This window comes from Bradyrhizobium sp. OAE829 (genome assembly GCF_040546575.1).
Classification (GTDB): domain Bacteria; phylum Pseudomonadota; class Alphaproteobacteria; order Rhizobiales; family Xanthobacteraceae; genus Bradyrhizobium.
Genome location: NZ_JBEPOE010000001.1, coordinates 666,195 through 683,421, shown reverse-complemented (window position 1 = coordinate 683,421; position 17,227 = coordinate 666,195). Strand labels below are relative to the sequence as shown.

Below are 17,227 nucleotides of genomic sequence, written 5' to 3'. Positions count from 1 at the left end.
TCACGTGAAACGCTTCCGCCTGCCGTCGCGGCGCGGCTCGCAACCTTGGGCGTTCACGCCGACATGAGGTCGAGGCGATTCAACAGGCGGATCACTTGAGTGGCCTGCCAGCTTCCACCGCGCGGTGCAGCGACCTTCTGGTCGTTTAGGATAGCCGAGATACGTTTGGCCGGAAGACTACGAAGCGGTTCAATGACGTGTCGCAGTTTTGCAGCGTGGAGATCCGCCTCTGCCTTCCGAGCGCTGCCGATGGCGGGGTTGCCGAGCAACTGGCCGCGGGCCTTAGCAGCTGCAAGTGCTTCCCTCGTCCGCTGTGCGATCCGATTGCGCTCCTTTTCGGCGACGGCGGCGTGAATATGCAACATGAACGGATCTACATCGGGACCCAACTCGGTGACGATGAACGGCACCCGCTGCACCATCAGGCCGCTGATGAAGTGAACGTCGCGGCTCAGTCGATCCAGCTTTGCGATGATAACCGGTGCAGCACGTGCCTTGCCGCCCTTGCCGAGTTTCCTGGCGAGCTTCATGGCTGCCGCGAGTTCGGGCCGACGCTCCAGCGCGTCCGCTCCCTTGCCGGTTTCTACCTCGCGGTACTCGGCTTCAATCACGTAGCCGTGCTGCGCGCAGAACAACTTGATGGCAGTCTGTTGAGCCTCCAAGCCGAGACCGCTTCGGCCTTGCTTGGGTTTTGAAACGCGGATGTAGGAAACAGCTTGCAGCATAGAAGATTTATCCTCTCGGAAATTACGAGTGATCGAGCGTTCACATGTAAACGCTACGGTTCTGAAAAGTCGATACAGCTTTGTGCGCAGTGACTGCATCCCGGCTGGTGAGAGGCTGTCGCCACGAACTCAGCTCGTTGAGTCAGAATGATCTGCGATGGCGACCGACACCGTTGATTGCCGGTGCCGATGCCGTAGGCGGAGTGCGAGTTGTCCCAGCTACAGCGATCCGTCGCCAACGAGCTCTTGTGCCCGATCGACGATCAGGCATTGTCACACGTTTACGAGACACCCCCGGGGGAGGGAAAAATTCGTCGGAAAGCATGCTTAGTTTGCGATTGCCCGTCTACAAAAGCGTACGTCGTCGGACCCCGCGGGCGGTATGTCGGGATTGAAGACGCACCGGGTACCGTTACCGGTCACTCGCTGCGTGGTGAACTGACCCTGGCGTAACCGAATTTCATGAAGTGCCCCGCTTTGAAAGCTTGAGATTTGGAATCTAAAAGCTGCACTGTCACAGGGGCAAATTAAATCATCCACAAACTACACTTTTTGAAAGCTAGCGATGAAGCACGGGAGACCGTTGGCCGGACCGCCAGTCTCTGTGGTGCCGCTCTTAGTTGATTGGTTGCAGCCGTCGTGTTGGCTCAGCGCGAGCCGTCAGTGCGTTATTTCCGTTGAACCACGTTTGTGCCAGCGGAATGTAGACACCGCACCACAGAGCTTCTGTGAGGGCGCGCGGGCGGAGGAGTGGCGGAGACCCGGGGGCGGTAATGCGGGATTGGAATCGGTCGGGTACCGGTACCGGTGACTGACACCTATTTTCATTCCCGCGACAGCCGTCGCGGTGCCGCCGCCGCCTCGGCCGCCAAAGACCGGCCTTGTAGACTGAGCTGTTACCGAAGCGGTAACTGCCATCGTACTGTCGATGTGCCGCGGTATGTATTGGCTACTGAGGGCCTGATCTATCGAGCGCCACGCCTCAACGCACGCCGCTCTATCCAGACGCAGCGTCGGGCCGCTGTCCCGGACCGCGCGATCGCAGATATGCCTTGGCCTGCCAGCAGCAGCGGTTCAACCTGCTCGCGCAGCGCACGGCAGCGGTCCAATTCGGCCTGCCAGTCAATCGGCTTGGCATGAGAGACGGATGCAAGGGGCAGCAGCATGGTCAGCAAGAAAAGTATGTGGCTCATGTCTCATCCTGACAGCGATGCAGTGGGACCAGCGTGGATTAGCATTGCGATCACAACCTACAACGTAATTGCAGATCGATGCATAGCGCCGCCGCGACTCGCCGGCGACCGGTGGTCACCGGGGCGGCAGGTAGTAATTGGAATCGCTCAGGTACCTGCAGCGGTTATTCTATCGGTGAATTTCCCAGATTTTCGAGAGGAGCCGTCAGGCTGCAAATCAACCCGGCTGATCCATACGATACTTCAACAGTGCCCCTGAAATCGTCTTTCAGCGCTCGGGAAATGAGGCGCGAACCAAAGCCCACGCCAGGGCGTTCCGACACGGGCGGTCCCCCAAACTCCTGCCAGACGAAAATAAACTGCGGCTCACTCGCATGATCTTCGGTCGTCCACGTAATCGACACGCGGCCGCCCATCACGCTAAGAGCGCCATACTTCAATGCATTGGTCGCAAGCTCGTGGATTGCTAAGGATAGAGCCAGAGCCTGCCGCGATTTGACAATAAGGGGAGGACCCGAAACTGTAATCCGGCCCTCGCTTGTTCTATACGGGCTCAGGGCAGTACTGATCACATCTTGAAGGGGTGCAGCAGCCCAATTTGCTGCCGTGAGCAAGTCGTGAGCTCGCGCGAACGCGGCAAGTCGTCCTTGATACTTTTCTAGATCAGCTTTGCTCGACCCGTCGCGAAATGTCTGGCTTGCCACAGCACCAAGCACCGCAAGAGTGTTCTTAACACGGTGCTTCAGCTCTTCGTTGATGAGCTTCAGTGCTTCCCTTGCCATGTGCTCGGACGTGACATCCCTGCAGACGACGAGCACGCCGCCAACTTTGTCTTCAAGATCAATTGGACCGAAGCTATACGTCCACCAGACATCTTCGCGGTGGCCGTGTCGCGTCACTGGCACCAGTTGGTCCTCATGCCAAGTCGCACCATTACCTGCCATGACGTATTCGATTTGAGGACCGATGATGTCCCATATCTCAGCCCAGCACTCCTGGCCCCGCGCTCCCAAGGCGCTTGGGTGCCGCTCGGGCCCCATCGTTTCTCGGTAGGCATCGTTGTAGAATTGGGTGAGCTCCGGTCCCCACCAAATGAACATCGGGTGGCGTGAAGTGAGAACGAGCCGCACGGTAACACGAAGACTTTGCGGCCATGCTTCCGGGGGTCCAAGCGGCGTCTTTGTCCAGTCAAATGCCCTCGTTAAAGCGCCCATCTCGCCGCCGCCCGACAAGAAGTCGCTGACATCCCCACCCATACGCGCAACTCCGCTCAGACGCTTGCCGTCCAGCCTAGAGCCAAAGTTCCCCGAAGTACAATGTCAGCTAAGGGGAGGTCCCAGTCCGCGACGGGAAGTTGGACTTTGCCCTCAAGATCGGACACCGCCACTGCCGCCCGGAAACGCTAGGGGCAACTGATCCCCGGGACGGTATGTCGGGATTGATATCGCGCCGGTACCGCTACCGGTCAATGCCGCTCATTTCCACGAATGCTTCCGGTGAAAAGGGGCCGTCGGGCAGCGGGGTCGGGTCCGCTTTTAGCGCGTGAGCGGACTACTTCCCTAGCGGTGGGCATGTCGCAAAAGTGCCAGGTCCGCACTCAGGCACCGGAGCAAATATCTGCTTATTCGATCACCTCGTCGGCGCGAGCGAGTAGGGTCGGCGATACGGTGAGGCCAAGCGTCTTGGCCGTTCTAAGGTTGAGGATCAGCTGAAACTTCGTCGGCTGCTGTACTGGCAGATCAGCGGGAAGCGCGCCCTTGAGAATTTTGCCGACGTAGATACCGATCTGGCGGTGTGCATCAACAATGTCAGGATCGTAACTCATCAGGCCACCCGCCGCCGCGAAGTCGCGAAACTGATAGATCGCGGGAATGGCTGCTGCTGCCACCAACGCGACGAGCTTGTCGCGATGTACGTCGAAAATTGGATCGCTGCCGACCAGAAGTGCATCAGGCTTATCTTGAGTCAACGCCGCAAACGCAGCTTCAATTCCCCTCTCATCACTAGCCTCCAACAAGCGAAGCTTTAACCCAAGTGCCAACGCTGCGGTCAGCATGTCTGCCGACTGTCCCCGGCCCTCCGGGGTGTTAGGATTAGTCAGAGCTGCAAGGGCGGCCGCATTCGGAACAAGCTCCCGCAACAATCCAAGCCGCTTTGGTGCCAGATCGGCCGAAATGATCGTCATGCCCGTGGCATTTCCGGCCGGACGGGAAAGGCTCGCGGCCAAACCGAGCCGCACTGGATCGCCCCCGATCACGAATACGATGGGGATCGTAGAACTTGCCCGTTTAGCCGCCATCGCTGAGTTTGACCCGCCGACGGCGACAAGCGCCGCGATGGGTCGTTTGACAAGCTCGGCCGCCATTTCTGGTAACCGATCTAGGGCCCCGTCCGCAAAACGATACTCGATGGAGAGATTTTTGCCTTCGGTGAACCCGACCTCTCCCAGCCCCTTCGCGAAGGCAGCTACTACTTTCACTGAATCCCGCGCGGACCGGCTGCTGAGAAATCCGATGAGGGGCGTCACCGATTGCTGGGCATTCGCAGAAAGTGACGATGCGACCGCACCGCCAAGAAGCGCAATAAACTTACGTCGTCGCATTGCTCAACCCCGGCTGAAGGCTAGGCAGCCTAGCACGGTACATCCTCAATTCTCTGAGCGAAATCGCGGACCCACCACGGCTCTTGAGCGCGATACTGATTAGGCGGGGGTCGATGTCCGTTCCGGGTCAAAGTAAGAAGTCCGGGAGTTCAACGGCAGGTCGGCTTTACCCCCAACTCCGGACATGCTCTCGCACCGCGCAAACTGACGCTTTGTGCCAATAGCCGACGTCCAAGGCGACAGTCCAGGTTCGCGATGAATGGCCGTAAGGATGTGCATTCAAAGCGCGGATACGCCCTTATGCGCCCCCGGATACCAATGGTCACGATGAAACAGTCTGTCTCGTTTTAAATAATTGGCCGCGCAGGGCGATAGACTGATATACCAGCGTACGAGGTCCGAGATCGCAAAGTCGTCGCGCCACGTAATCCCCCGTGCCTAGTGATCCTTGACATATCGCAATACGGAATATGATCAGCGACACTATATCCGTGCAGACGGTTGACCGGCGCGCCATGAATTGCAACGCAGCGCCCATCACGGTGAGCGTCACGGTGCAATTTCGCACCACCTCGTAGGGAGGAATGGGAATGAAGCGTTCAGTTTTATTGGCATTGAGCATCCCATTTGCGTTTTCGGCTCCAGCATCTGCCGATGATATGAAGCAGGAAGTCAGCAAAATAGCTTCCGCCTACATGGATTGCTTCAGCAAGCAGGACCCCGCCTGCATCGCGGCGCTGTTCACCAAGGATGGGTTCATCATTAATCCGGCGGGGAAGCACGAAATTGCGGTCTACTACGGCGGTGCTTTTAAGGCCGGCATGAACAAGCTTGAAGCCACAGTCGATGAAGTGTGGCAGATCGACAACGATACCCCCGGTGCGATGGGCAAATTCCGCGTCACCGGCAAGAACGACAAGGGCGAGCCGATGGACTCGGCCGGCACCTGGACCGCTGCATATGTCAAAGAAGACGGCAAATGGAAGCCCCGGATGCTGACAGCGGCTCCAACGCCACCCAAAAAGGATTGAACGTTAATGCGCAGCGCCCATCTCGCAGAGATGGGCGTTACGATCGGATCATGCCCAATGAGGTGCCCAGAAAAATCAACGCATCCCGGAGGTGCTCGTTCCATCTCGCGATCCGGTCGATGTCTCTTGTGGGTTAATCGCGTCGGTTTGACTGGATCACGACGACTTCCGGTCTACCCCCGGTGAACGCACATTCTCAGGATAGGCGGGCATGTCTCGAAGGTGCCAAACTCGGACTTATGCGTCACAGGGCAGCGGCTTCCCGAGCCGCCGCCGTTTCGACGCAGGTACCACCCGTCTTAGTCGAGGGGTTTCTCCTTTGATTTAGAGTGACTGGAGTGCCTCTTGAAAGCCCTTGAGCGCATCCGCCTGCTTTTTGTTCTCCTGGGCCCTGAACTTGTTGCCGCCAGACACCCCATCGAGCTCCTCGGAGGACAACTCGTGCAGCTTCAGAGCTTCGCTCTTTGCATTGATTGCATTTGCAGTCATCACAGTTCTCCTTTGACTTAGCCAAGCGCGATCATCTAACGCTGGTACGGCCACACTTAGCGTCATCCCTCTCGTCGCGATGTGACGGCGGTCACAGAACGCTGATTTAACCGGGGCGCTCGTCTGTAAGCTGTGCGTGGCAGCGAATCTTCCCGCTTACGTCGGCTTGGGGTCAATCGCGCCGCTTTGACACATGGCGCGCACTTCAGGTCGTCTCCGATCAGCGGACATCGCTGACCGGGTGCGTCAGGTCCGAAAAGTACCAATAGCAACATCAGTGTTTTATTCGATCACCTCGTCAGCGCGAGCGAGGAGTGTCGGTGAGACGTCCACACCGATCGTTTTGGCGGACTTGAGATTTAGGATAAATTCGAATCGGGTTACGCGCTCGATTGGTAGGTCTTGAGGTTTGGCCCCGCGCAGCAACCGATCTGCATAGCCTGCGAGCCGCCGATAGGTCGCGCGTTGGTTACCCCCGTAACTTGCGAAGCCACCGACATCGCAGTACTCGCGCCAGCCGTACATCGAGGGCAGCCGGTGAGACTGGGCAAAGTCAGCGATCTTTGCCCGATGCACCATGGTCACTCCATCGGGGAAGACCAGCAAAGCGTTTGCGTTAGACTCGGCGACACGTTGCAAAGCAGCGTCGATTTCAGCCCCTGACGCAAAGGGAACGTAAGCGAGTTGGATGGACAGGGCTTCCGCCGCAGCGCGCGTCGCCTCGTGTTCCGACTGCTCCCCAGGGTGGTTCTTCTGTGACAATAACGCGAGCTTACCCATGCGGGGCACAAGTTCCTTTAACAACTCGACGCGCTTTTTCGCAACTTCCAGAGACATGAATGTCATGCCGGTGAAATTCCTACCCGGCCGCGCCAGGCTGTCCGCAATACCCAGCTGAACCGGATCGCCGCTGATCGCGAACAGGACAGGCCTTTCGGTCGCCGCTCGGATCACTAGAATTGCCGGGCCGCTTGACACGATCAAGTCGGCGGGCACGCTGAGGAGCTCAGGAAGGATCTCCCTCAGACGCGCTGGATCGCCAGGCGCATAACGGAGGACAAATGCGAGGTTCTGCCCCTCGACGTAGCCACGTTCTCGCATACCGTCTCGAAAGCTGGCAATGAAGGGGTCCGGCTGTGCCTCGGTCGACACCCACAATATGGACTGAATCCGTGGGACGACTTGCGCCCGCGCCGCCAACGGCCATGAGGCTGCCAACCCGCCAGTTAGCTTGATGAACTCGCGTCGCTTCATGGCCGGTTCCCAACCTCGACACGTCGGCGGCATGCTAACAAGGTTTCGGTTGAGGTCCATGCGTCCAATGTCCGCATTGGGTCAAACTCAGAAGTCCCGGCGCTCCACCGGGAGGTCCGCCTTGCCCTCAAGACCGGACATCGTTAGCGCCGCCATGAAACGCCAGCGGATGGCAACGCTCTCGGGGGTGGTATGTCGGGATTGAAATAGGACAGGTACTGCTACTGGTTATAGCCACTTATGATTTCCCGTCATTGCTCGAAATCAACCTGACTTTGCTCATTGCCAAAGCGGCCTCGGCCTCAGGACGGCCCACATCCCGAAGCATAATCCAGATCAACGCTGCCGCTCGACAGCCGCCCAAGGAATTTTCGCCCAGTAAGTTGACGGGTGAGAAAGCCGCGTTGGCGTGTGCGGTCGGCCACCGCGGTCCCAACCCGGCCTGCTGCCGTTCGGTGATCTGGAGCGATGTCACCAATGAAACGCGGTCCCGCTGCTTTCGCAATCGCCGCCAGCCTGTTCGCACCAGTTGCGAACGCCAACGATGCCTTGGAAGCCAAGGTGCGGGCCTACGTTCCGGTCGTCTCCCTCGCCAAATTTTGCGACATCAGGATCAGTGACGCCATCTTGCGTGAGCACCCCGCCATGCTCGCAGCGGTCAAATCCGACCCGAACGCCCAAAAACTCGCCTTCCGCCTCAATTACGAAACGCAGACGGCCTACACAAGGCCCGCGACGCAGGTCAACGGCTCGCCTTCTGCAAGGACTTCATCGCAGCCAACAGCCAATACGGCAAGGCACGCTTTACCGCCGTGGTCGAGGGCCACATGAGCGACGTCAGCAATGGTGTGCGGAACGCGATTGCCCACAACGTCTGCGGTGCGCCTCCCGCCAAGCTGTCCAAGGCCGACTGGAAATCGTACGCAGCCTTCAAACAGGTACTTCAGATCGAGCATAAGTTGGCCAAGGAAAACGCCGAGACGAATGGATGGAATGTCACCCAGGAAACGACGGCGGTCACGGAGCAGTTCTGCGCGGCGGTAAAAACCCGATCAGCACCATCGCCGCCAAAGTCCGAACCGCGCTGAGATCCATCGCCGAGCGGATCGGGTGGATCACGCGAGCAGGAGAACGAGCAAACTACGCGCATATTTGCTGACCGCACCGGGAGCAGCGCGGCTTCGGCAGGGATGTTGTAGGCAGGGGCATCGGGCTCGGTGTCGGCGTGGATGTCGGTGTAGGTGCTGTAGCCGGTCTCGAGTTCGGCGTCAGTCGCTGTCAATTCGTGCCGATGCCGATGTCGGTGTGGTCGGCGTCGGTCCTACTAAGGCCGGTCTCGGTCGACGTCAGCGCGTGGTAGATCGTTGAAAGGCGATGACCAGAAAGGCCGCCGTGAAATCGCCAGCGGGGGTGGGGGTGTCCGGGGGTATGTCGCACTCGCCGCAGCACTCAACGCCATATGCCCGGCGGTTCTTGAGACGCAAGGCTAAAACGGCTTCGGCTCATGCCAATCGAAGCCTGCCGGACCTGGATCTCCGCCGTCGGATGGACGCAAATGCTGTGAAGGACGAACCTCGAAAGAACCACGTTTGAATTGGATTACACTCGCGCTCGTCGAATACTTGCAATCTAGAGTTTTTGATTTGGCGGGATCGACTGCCACCGCCTACCGCAATGCAGGAGAGCGGTTTGCAATCTCGCACCAAGGCGTCAAGAAGGCGCTCACCCGCCGCGGCGAGCCGGTGATCCATGGCCAACGTCGCCAACCGGAGTGGGGGGGCGGCCAGTCGCTCTGCATGTGCGGCGGACTCGACGTCAATGTCCTTCCTGTTCAGCGGTTCGAGAGGTTCCGCTTTCAGGTAACTTTACACGTCGGCGTCTGTCCGGAAATCAGTCGCGCTAGTACCGAGTTCCTTGGGACTTACCGGGTCGAGCCCGGCTGTAGCAGCCGGACTTGCGGCGGCCGCCACATTCAGGGATTCAGCCACCGGCGCCATCATCATCTTCCAAGGCAGCATGAGGACATCAGCCCAGAACACGAAAGCCTGCATCGGCCAAAACGCTGGATGCATGTAGTCCTCCTCTTTTCACTGCAATGCACGGCAGGTCGAGGTGTTCCATGTCCGGTAGATTATCGTGGCGGACTTTGGTTTTTACGCGGACATTTCCGTTAGAGGAGCCGGTGCGGTAATCAGCGCCGATCTTGCTTAGGATTCGCGTAGCGATCTGGTCGATGCCCTTGCGTCACGTCCAGAATCTCCAACGCCATGTTGGCAACGTCTGCCGCATGGCCAATTTGCGGGTCCGGCATGCCTCCGGCGACCATGTACGCATCGCCAATCGTCTTGATCTTCTCCAGTCGATTTCAGCCAGCCGATCAAATTCAGAGAATACCCGGTTTAGGTATCGCGCTACTTCGCGAAGCGGCGACTGGCTGGCGCGAGGCGTAAACCGACAATGTCCGCGAATAGGATCGTCACCTCGTCGGAATGATCGGCAATGATCTCGTTCGGATCGTTCGCAATCGACATCGGCATCCCAACGACGGGAGAGATGTTGTTTTGCCGTTGTGCATGAGTCACCACCTGACATTTTCGGACCTGTCGAAGCTGCCTGACGACGTCCACTCCCCAGGGTCACGCAGGATTAGAGGGCGTGTGCGTGGGGGGTCTCGCCCGCGTTGGCATAACGGCCGAAATGAGGCCCTGCCGTTCCCACAAGCCTATTTCTTTTCCCTTCTCCGCCCCGTTTAGAGCGCGTTTTTCGTCCACGACTGCCAGCAATGAGAATTCGGCGCGCCCTGATAGGGAGGTCATTGCGTGGAGCAAGTCTTGTCCTTTCAGCGCAGGCTGCGCCGCATGCTTGTTGCCGCCGCCCTCGTTGGCCCCGTGGCGCTGATGCCCGAAATAAGTTCGGCCGAAGGCTTGCTTGATTTCTTTTTCGGAGGCGGCCAGAAGCAGCAGAGCCAGACCTCGCCTTTCGGCAATATTTTCAACAGTAATCCGCAATCACCACCGCCGCGGCCGGTCGTCGTAAGCGCGGGACCTGCCTTCTGCGTGCGCAGTTGCGACGGCAAATATTTTCCGCTGATGCGCGGCGCGACCTCGCCCGCGCAGTTGTGCCAGGCCTTCTGTCCGGCAAGCCCGACCAAAGTGTTCTTCGGCTCCAACATCGACGGCGCCTATGCCGTAACCGGCGAGCGCTACGCCGATAGCGAAAATGCCTTTGCCTATCGGAAGGCGCTGCGTGCCGATTGCACCTGCAACGGCCACAATCCCGCCGGTCTGGCGCCAATCGATCTCGCGATGGACGGCTCGTTGCGCTCGGGCGACGTGCTCGCCACCGCTGACGGGCATGTCGCCTATTCCGGCATACGGGTCGGCAACGACCACAACCCCGATTTCACGCCGGTAGCAACTTCTCCGGGCCGGACGCCGGAGGTGCGCGCCCGGTGAGGCGCGCGGGCAATGGATGGGGGAGACCACGGGACGGATTTGTCGGGATCGAATCGCGTCAGGTATCGGTACCGGTTACTTGCATCATCCTTCTCTCGCTGTCCTCTGTTGCTGAAGCACATCGTCTCTCCGGGACTGCCACCTATTATGGCGGGAGCGACCGCCTGTGCGGACGCCGCACCGCTTCCGGCGCGACGTTCAACTGTGCCGGAATGACGGCGGCACACCGGATGCCTGCCTTTCGGTATGGTGCTAACGGTCCAGAGCGGCGGCCGGTCGATCCAGGTCACGGTGACCGATCGCGGCCCGTTCACCGGCGCGTTCCTTGATCTATCACCGGAGCCCCGAGCGCGCTCGGCTGCCGCTGTACCCATCGCAACGTGACTGCGACGGTCGTGCAAATGGGATCAAGCGAGACCGGCGGCCGTCAACGCCCCGTCGCTGCAGCAGCCATGACGCCACTCTTCCAGCCGACGTAGACTGTCGCACCCCCGTTAGGAATGTTCGGATCTACAATGGCCTTGGCTTCATCCCTCCAGCGCCGTCACCGTGATCGTCGTTAGGGCTATTTACCCCAGAGGGACGGTACCGCATCCCTCATCGACGCGACCACAAAGAAGCGCGCCCGCCTGTGCGTTTCCGAGATCACCCATGGCGACCCTGGCCAGCTGGCCAAATGGCACTCGACCCAATCCACCCCTTCCAAGATGACCATATAGCCCGATAAGATGCGCTTTCTTGACCGTAGGGGCGAATATGGCGCGGCCATCAAGAACGGGCGGCAAGAAGAGCGAGGCGAAAGCCCGCAACGCAAGCCCAGCAAAGGGCCGCAAGACCACCAAGACCAAGCCCCGCACTGCGCCAGCAGCCGCCCGAGTTAAGCGTCGTTCGGTCTCCGATCCGATCAAAGACCTGAAGGAAGCCCGCGAGCAGCAGGCGGCGACTGCCGAGATATTGAAGGTCATCGCCTCTTCGCCGTCGGACGTGCAGCCGGTGTTTGAGGCGATTGCCTCAAGCGCCAACCGGCTGCTCGGTGGATTCTCCGCTGCAGTCTTCCGCTTTCTCGACAATACTGTGCATCTCGCCGCGTTCACCCCGGTTAGTCCGGCTGCCGATGCAGCCCTCCAAGCGGATTTTCCCAGGCCGGTCGATGCGTTCGAGGCGTTCCGGCTGGCCCAGCAAGGCAAGCCCTTCCCGATCCCGGACACCGAAGAGATACCGCACGCGCCGATCAAGGAAATCGCGCGGCTGCATGGCTTCCGCAGCATGCTGTTCGTGCCGCTAATGAGCAACGGCGTGCCGATTGGCATCGTCAGTATCACCCGCGCTACGACAGGTTCATTCGCCGAGCATCACGTGCAACTGATGCAGACCTTCGCCGACCAGGCCGTCATCGCCATCGAGAACGTCCGGCTGTTCAACGAAACGCAGGAAGCGTTGAAGCATCAGATCGCCACATCGGAAGTGCTGCAGGTGATCGGGAGGTCAATGACCGACACGCAGCCAGTCTTCGAGCGCATACTCGATAGCACGGAACGGCTTTTGGATTGCAGGCAGGTTTCGATCTTTCTCGCTCCAGGCGATGGGTTGCTGCATGTGGCGGCACGCCGTGGAACTGGCTACGAAGCAATCGACAAGGTGTACCCGCTGCCAATCGAGCAGACATCGGCTCCCCGCGTCCTTGGCGAGCGACGGCAAGTCTATCTTCCTGACGTGATGAATGGTGCTGACGTGCCTTCGAGCATACGTCGCGTGGTTCAGGTGTTTGGCAATTTTTCCGTCGTAATGACCCCAATGATCTGGGAGGGCCAGGGGATCGGCCTAATCTCGGTGCTGCGCGAGCCAAATGCCGCATTCACGCCGAAGGAACTCAGCCTTCTTAGGACCTTTGCCGACCAGGCCGTGATCGCCATCGAGAATGTGCGCCTATTCAAGGAGGTTCAGGCGAAGACCGCCGACCTCTCGGAGTCACTACAACAGCAGACCGCCACCGCTGACGTGCTCAAGGTGATCAGCCGCTCGGCGTTCGATCTGCAGACTGTGTTGGAAACTTTGGTCGTATCCGCGGCCCGCCTGTGCGAAGCCGACGAGGGCACGATATTTCAGCCCCGAGATCACGCCTACCGCCTGACGGCAAGCTGTGGGCTTTCCCCTCCCAGGAAGGTGTTTCTTGAAAGCTGCTCGTTCCAGCCGGGCACGGGCAGCACAATCGGACGGGTCTTGCTCGAAGGTAAAACCGTTCATATCGAAGACTCTCAGACTGACCAAAATTACCGATTTCAAGATCCGGAAGTGCGCACGCGGCTCGGTGTCCCTTTGCTGCGCGATGACGCACCCATCGGCGTGTTCGTTTTGGCGCGCCGTGATGTCCGTCCCTTCAGCGATAAGCAAATCGAATTGGTTCAGACTTTCGCCGACCAGGCGGTCATCGCTATCGAGAATGCACGACTGTTCAATGAGACACAGGAGGCGCTGGAGCAGCAGAAGGCGTCTTCCGACATCCTGCGGGTGATCAGTAGCTCGGTGGCTGACGCCCAGCCTGTGTTCGACAAGATTCTTGACAGTTGCAAGCACCTGTTCGGCAGCGACGAGACGGCCGTGCTACTGGTCGATGAGGAAGGCATTTGCACGCTCGGCGCCTACGTCGGCAAGCAGCATGAGGTGGTGGCCGCCACCTTCCCGGCGCCAGTAGACAAGTCGCCGGCAGGACGTGCCATTCGCGAGGGACGCGTCGTGCATTACACCAACGCGGCGAACGATGTTCAGCTCACGCGCGGGGTACGGCATGTGGCGAAAGTAGCCGGATACGAAGCGATGGCCTACGCGCCGATGATGTGGAACGAACGCGGTATCGGCGCGATCGGCGTTTCGCGGCTCAAAGGTTCGTTCAGCGACAAGGAGCTGGCGCTGCTGCAGGCGTTCGCCGACCAGGCCGTAATCGCGATCCAAAATGCACGACTGTTCAACGAGACCAGGGAAGCGCTGGAGCGGCAGACAGCGACGGCCGAGATCCTCAAGGTCATCAACAACTCGCCCGGCGACCTGGCTCCGGTGTTCCAAGTTATTCTTGAGAAGGCGACTCTTATTTGCGGCGCAGGTTTCGGCGTTTTCACCACCTACGAAGGTGACGACATGCACCAAGTTGTCGCAACACGGGGCGTGCCGTCTGCGGTCACGGACCTATGGCGCCGCCCGGTCCGTCTAGGCCCCGAAACGGGAATGGGTCGGCTCGTGCGTGGCGAGAACTTCGTCCACATCATCGACGCCTCGGACGATGAGGGCTACCGGCGCGGCAATCCTGTGCGTCGCGCGTTGGTCGACATCGCAGGTGCCCGTACGTACCTTGCCGTACCGCTCCGCCGAGACGAAATCATTATCGGAGCTTTTACGATCTATCGCCGGGAAGTTCGACCTTTCATCGACAAGCAGATAGCGCTGCTGCAGACCTTCGCCGATCAGGCCGTGATCGCGATTGAGAACGCCCGGCTGTTCGACGAAGTGCAGGCGAAGACCCGCGATCTCAGCGAGTCACTGCAGCAACAGACCGCCACAGCCGATGTGCTCAAGGTAATCAGCCGCTCGTCGGTCGACCTCGAAAGGGTGCTCGACACACTGGTGGAGACGGTGGTGCGCCTCTGCCGCGCTGACCAAGCGCTTATGTACCGCCAAAAAGATGACAGGTATCACTTGGTCGCGGTGCGAGGCCTTTCAGCGGAGGTAAAAAAATTCATCCTCGCTAACCCGTTTGCGGCCGATCGCGGCACCGTGGCCGGCCGGGCGGTTCTGGAGCACCGCGCGGTCCACATCCCGGACGCTTTGCAGGATCCCGAATACCATTATGAGGGAGCAAAGCTCGCCGGTGGCCGTACGTTGCTCGGCATTCCACTGCTGCGAGAGGACGTTTTAATCGGCATACTGGTTGTTGTTCGCACACGCGCCGATCCCTTCACGTCGAAAGAGATCGAACTCGCCACCAGCTTCTCCGATCAGGCGGTGATTGCGATCGAGAACGCACGACTGTTCGAGGAGTTGCGGGATCGCCAGGCCGAGCTTCGTGTCACCTTCGACAACATGGGCGACGGCGTCGTCATGTTTGACGCCGCAGCGCGGCTTACCGCGTGGAACCGCAATTTCCAGGAAATGCTCGATCTACCGAACGCCTTCCTCGCGGGGCGGCCGAGCTATGCCGAGTATTTCCGCTATCTTGCTGACCGCGGCGAGTACTCGACCGATCTCGAAGCGCAACTGAGCCGCACCATTGAAGATATCAGCCACGATATCGAAATGCGCTTCGAACGGACGCGACCCGACGGCCGCGTCATCGAGGTGCGCCGCAATCCGGTGCCTAGTGGCGGCTTCGTGCTTATCTACAGCGACATCACCGAGAGAAAGCATGCGGAGGAGGCGATTCGCACAGCGCGAGACGCGGCCGAGGCCGCGTTGCGCGATTTGCAGACTGCACAGGACCGCCTGATCCAGACCGAAAAACTTGCCTCGCTCGGACAACTCACAGCGGGCATCGCGCACGAGATCAAGAACCCGCTAAACTTCATCAATAATTTCTCGGCGGTTTCGGCGGAATTGACCGACGAGCTGAATGACGTGCTCAAACCGGTCACGCTCGACAGCAAGGTCCGGGGAGAAGTCGACGAGTTAACCGGCTTACTGAAGGACAATCTCGAAAAAGTCGTGCAGCATGGCAAGCGCGCCGACTCCATCGTCAAAAACATGCTGCTGCATTCGCGCGAGGGCTCCGGCGAACAAAGGCCCGCGGACATCAATGCGCTCGTGGATGAGAGCCTCAATCTCGCTTATCACGGCGCACGCGCCGAAAAAGGCGAGTTCAATATCACCCTGCAGCGCGACTTTGATGCTGACGCCGGTACAATCGAACTATTTCCACAGGAGATCACTCGCGCATTTCTTAATCTGATTGCAAACGGCGTCTATGCTGCGACCGAGCGCAAGTTGGAGGGTAAGGAAGCCAGTTTTGAGCCAACCCTGCGCGCCACCACCAAGAACCTCGGAACCACCGTCGAAATTCGCATTCGCGACAACGGCAGCGGTATCCCACTGGAGGTGCAGCAAAAGATGTTCAACCCGTTCTTCACGACCAAGCCAGCCGGTGAGGGGACGGGTCTGGGTCTTTCGATGACGCACGACATAATCGTGAAGCAGCACGGCGGCAGGATCGAGGTCTATACTGAGCCTGGTGCATTTACCGAGTTCGTTGTCACCCTGCCGCGCAAGAAATCCTGAACCGTGCGGAGGATCGAATGAGCACATATATTGTCGTGGTCGATGACGAGCCAGATGTCGAGAGTCTGTTCCGCCAGAATTTTCGCCGCGATTTGCGATCGGGACGTTTCGTCATGGAGTTTGCACTGTCGGCACCGGCTGCGCTGGAACAGGTCAAAGCAATTCGAGATCCATCGTTGATCCTGATCCTCTCGGATATCAACATGCCTGGGATGAGTGGCCTTGAAATGCTTCCGAAGGTCAAGGCCGAGCGACCTAACGTTCCGGTCATCATGATCACGGCATACGGCGACGAAGCCACTATCAAGAGGGCATCGGAACTTGGAGCGGCCGGACTACTTCCCAAGCCCATAGACTTTGGCCTGCTGCGCAAGGAAATTGACCAGCGCCTGGAGCGGCTCGCGTAAGCTTACAGGGCGCGGATACCAATCCGACATGGCAGCGGAATTTGCGGGCAAGGGAGCGCTGTCGGAACTGTTGCAAAGAAAAGCGCCAAAGCAGCTGAGCCGACGAGGCGAGTTCCAAAGGTGTCTGACAGCCAAAATCGTTCGACTACGATCTGTCAGGATGGTTTTCGCACACCCAGCCGACCCGAAACCTATTGGGCAATTTTTCTTCATGACAGCGTGGAAGAGTTATTTTCAATTGGTGCAATGCAGCGAGCCTAACAATACCTCCAGCCTATCCGAATATGCTGTAAGCTTGACGTCCGTAGGGTGTCATGACATTCGCCATTCACGCATGCAAAGACGGACAGAGCGTTGTCACCATGCGCATCAGCCCCGAGGCTGCTGTCGATAAAGCACGCCTGTTGGAAAGCCTCGGCTGGCAAGTTCATATCGCCGATTCAGCCGGACGCCGGTTTGTCGTTTTAGACTTTGATCGCCGTCTGGACTTTTCTGCGCCAGCATCGGTTCAGCAACATACTGAAACCCTCAGCCCCTGAGCCGTTAATCCTCTCGAAGGCTTGCAGGCTTCAACTGAACCCCCGTTGTTGTTCAAGCGTCCGGAAGGCTTTCGTCGGCTGGACCAATCCTGGCTGTAATCACCAAATGGCTGCTCGCCCGCGTAGACGAAGTGATCGAATAACACTTCCGCTATTGGCGGCACCTTTGAGACATGCCTGACTGTCCTAGGAATGTCCGTTCACCGGGACAGACCGGAAGTCGTCGTGGTCCGGTCAAACCGACGCGAATGACCCGAAGCGGACATTTGCCCT

Annotated in this window: 15 protein-coding genes; 8 read left to right on the top strand and 7 right to left on the bottom strand. The window is 59.0% G+C overall.

All coding sequences use genetic code 11. The features are described from left to right. Positions 1–53: 53 nt before the first annotated feature. From ABIE49_RS03180 to ABIE49_RS03170, 3 genes are all read right to left on the bottom strand, one after another. A complete protein-coding gene (locus tag ABIE49_RS03180) occupies positions 54–725 on the bottom strand; it encodes a recombinase family protein (protein WP_192733523.1) in 672 nt (223 codons plus the stop codon). A gap of 1,357 nt (positions 726–2,082) precedes the next feature. After that, positions 2,083–3,174 carry a sensor histidine kinase gene (locus tag ABIE49_RS03175; protein WP_192733522.1) on the bottom strand — a complete coding sequence of 364 codons (1,092 nt, stop codon included), beginning with the start codon at positions 3,172–3,174 and terminating at the stop codon, positions 2,083–2,085. A gap of 365 nt (positions 3,175–3,539) precedes the next feature. Then, positions 3,540–4,520: an ABC transporter substrate-binding protein gene (locus tag ABIE49_RS03170; RefSeq protein WP_192733521.1), complete on the bottom strand. Its 981-nt coding sequence runs from the start codon at positions 4,518–4,520 to the stop codon at positions 3,540–3,542. 590 nt (positions 4,521–5,110) lie between these two features. Here ABIE49_RS03170 and ABIE49_RS03165 point away from each other — a divergent pair. Next, positions 5,111–5,551 carry a YybH family protein gene (locus ABIE49_RS03165; protein ID WP_210337069.1) on the top strand — a complete coding sequence of 147 codons (441 nt, stop codon included), beginning with the start codon at positions 5,111–5,113 and terminating at the stop codon, positions 5,549–5,551. Between the two features lie 324 nt (positions 5,552–5,875). On the opposite strand, the gene ABIE49_RS03160 is transcribed toward ABIE49_RS03165, so the two are convergent. Both ABIE49_RS03160 and ABIE49_RS03155 read right to left on the bottom strand, forming a co-directional pair. Then, the gene (locus ABIE49_RS03160; protein WP_192733520.1) at positions 5,876–6,040 is read right to left on the bottom strand and encodes a hypothetical protein; all 165 of its coding nucleotides are present in this window, start codon (positions 6,038–6,040) and stop codon (positions 5,876–5,878) included. 282 nt (positions 6,041–6,322) lie between these two features. Beyond that, positions 6,323–7,294 (bottom strand): ABC transporter substrate-binding protein, encoded by a 972-nt coding sequence (locus ABIE49_RS03155; protein ID WP_192733519.1) that lies wholly within the window; start codon positions 7,292–7,294, stop codon positions 6,323–6,325. Positions 7,295–7,771: 477 nt separating this feature from the next. On the opposite strand from ABIE49_RS03155, the gene ABIE49_RS03150 reads away from it, so the two are divergent. Together ABIE49_RS03150 and ABIE49_RS03145 are read left to right on the top strand one after the other, a co-directional pair. Further along, positions 7,772–8,125 (top strand): hypothetical protein, encoded by a 354-nt coding sequence (locus ABIE49_RS03150; RefSeq protein ID WP_192733518.1) that lies wholly within the window; start codon positions 7,772–7,774, stop codon positions 8,123–8,125. Then, a complete protein-coding gene (locus tag ABIE49_RS03145; protein ID WP_192733517.1) occupies positions 8,122–8,382 on the top strand; it encodes a hypothetical protein in 261 nt (86 codons plus the stop codon). The genes ABIE49_RS03150 and ABIE49_RS03145 overlap by 4 nt, the downstream gene beginning before the upstream one ends. Before the next feature lie 777 nt (positions 8,383–9,159). Here ABIE49_RS03145 and ABIE49_RS03140 read toward each other — a convergent pair. Beyond that, positions 9,160–9,366: a hypothetical protein gene (locus ABIE49_RS03140; RefSeq protein WP_192733516.1), complete on the bottom strand. Its 207-nt coding sequence runs from the start codon at positions 9,364–9,366 to the stop codon at positions 9,160–9,162. A gap of 119 nt (positions 9,367–9,485) precedes the next feature. After that, positions 9,486–9,644 carry an adenylate/guanylate cyclase domain-containing protein gene (locus ABIE49_RS03135; protein WP_354067387.1) on the bottom strand — a complete coding sequence of 53 codons (159 nt, stop codon included), beginning with the start codon at positions 9,642–9,644 and terminating at the stop codon, positions 9,486–9,488. Positions 9,645–10,152: 508 nt separating this feature from the next. Here ABIE49_RS03135 and ABIE49_RS03130 point away from each other — a divergent pair. The 5 genes from ABIE49_RS03130 to ABIE49_RS03105 all read left to right on the top strand — a co-directional run bounded on the left by ABIE49_RS03130 (position 10,153) and on the right by ABIE49_RS03105 (position 16,954). After that, positions 10,153–10,749: a DUF2865 domain-containing protein gene (locus ABIE49_RS03130; RefSeq protein ID WP_192734228.1), complete on the top strand. Its 597-nt coding sequence runs from the start codon at positions 10,153–10,155 to the stop codon at positions 10,747–10,749. Positions 10,750–10,995: 246 nt separating this feature from the next. After that, entirely contained in the window at positions 10,996–11,133 is a 138-nt protein-coding gene (locus tag ABIE49_RS03125; protein WP_354066566.1) for an RlpA-like double-psi beta-barrel domain-containing protein, read from the top strand. A 372-nt stretch (positions 11,134–11,505) separates the two neighbouring features. Then, positions 11,506–16,008: a GAF domain-containing protein gene (locus ABIE49_RS03120; RefSeq protein WP_192733514.1), complete on the top strand. Its 4,503-nt coding sequence runs from the start codon at positions 11,506–11,508 to the stop codon at positions 16,006–16,008. 17 nt (positions 16,009–16,025) lie between these two features. Then, positions 16,026–16,415: a response regulator gene (locus ABIE49_RS03110; RefSeq protein ID WP_192733513.1), complete on the top strand. Its 390-nt coding sequence runs from the start codon at positions 16,026–16,028 to the stop codon at positions 16,413–16,415. A 314-nt stretch (positions 16,416–16,729) separates the two neighbouring features. Further along, positions 16,730–16,954, top strand: coding sequence for a hypothetical protein (locus ABIE49_RS03105; protein WP_192733512.1), 225 nt, complete (start codon positions 16,730–16,732; stop codon positions 16,952–16,954). Positions 16,955–17,227 lie beyond the last annotated feature (273 nt).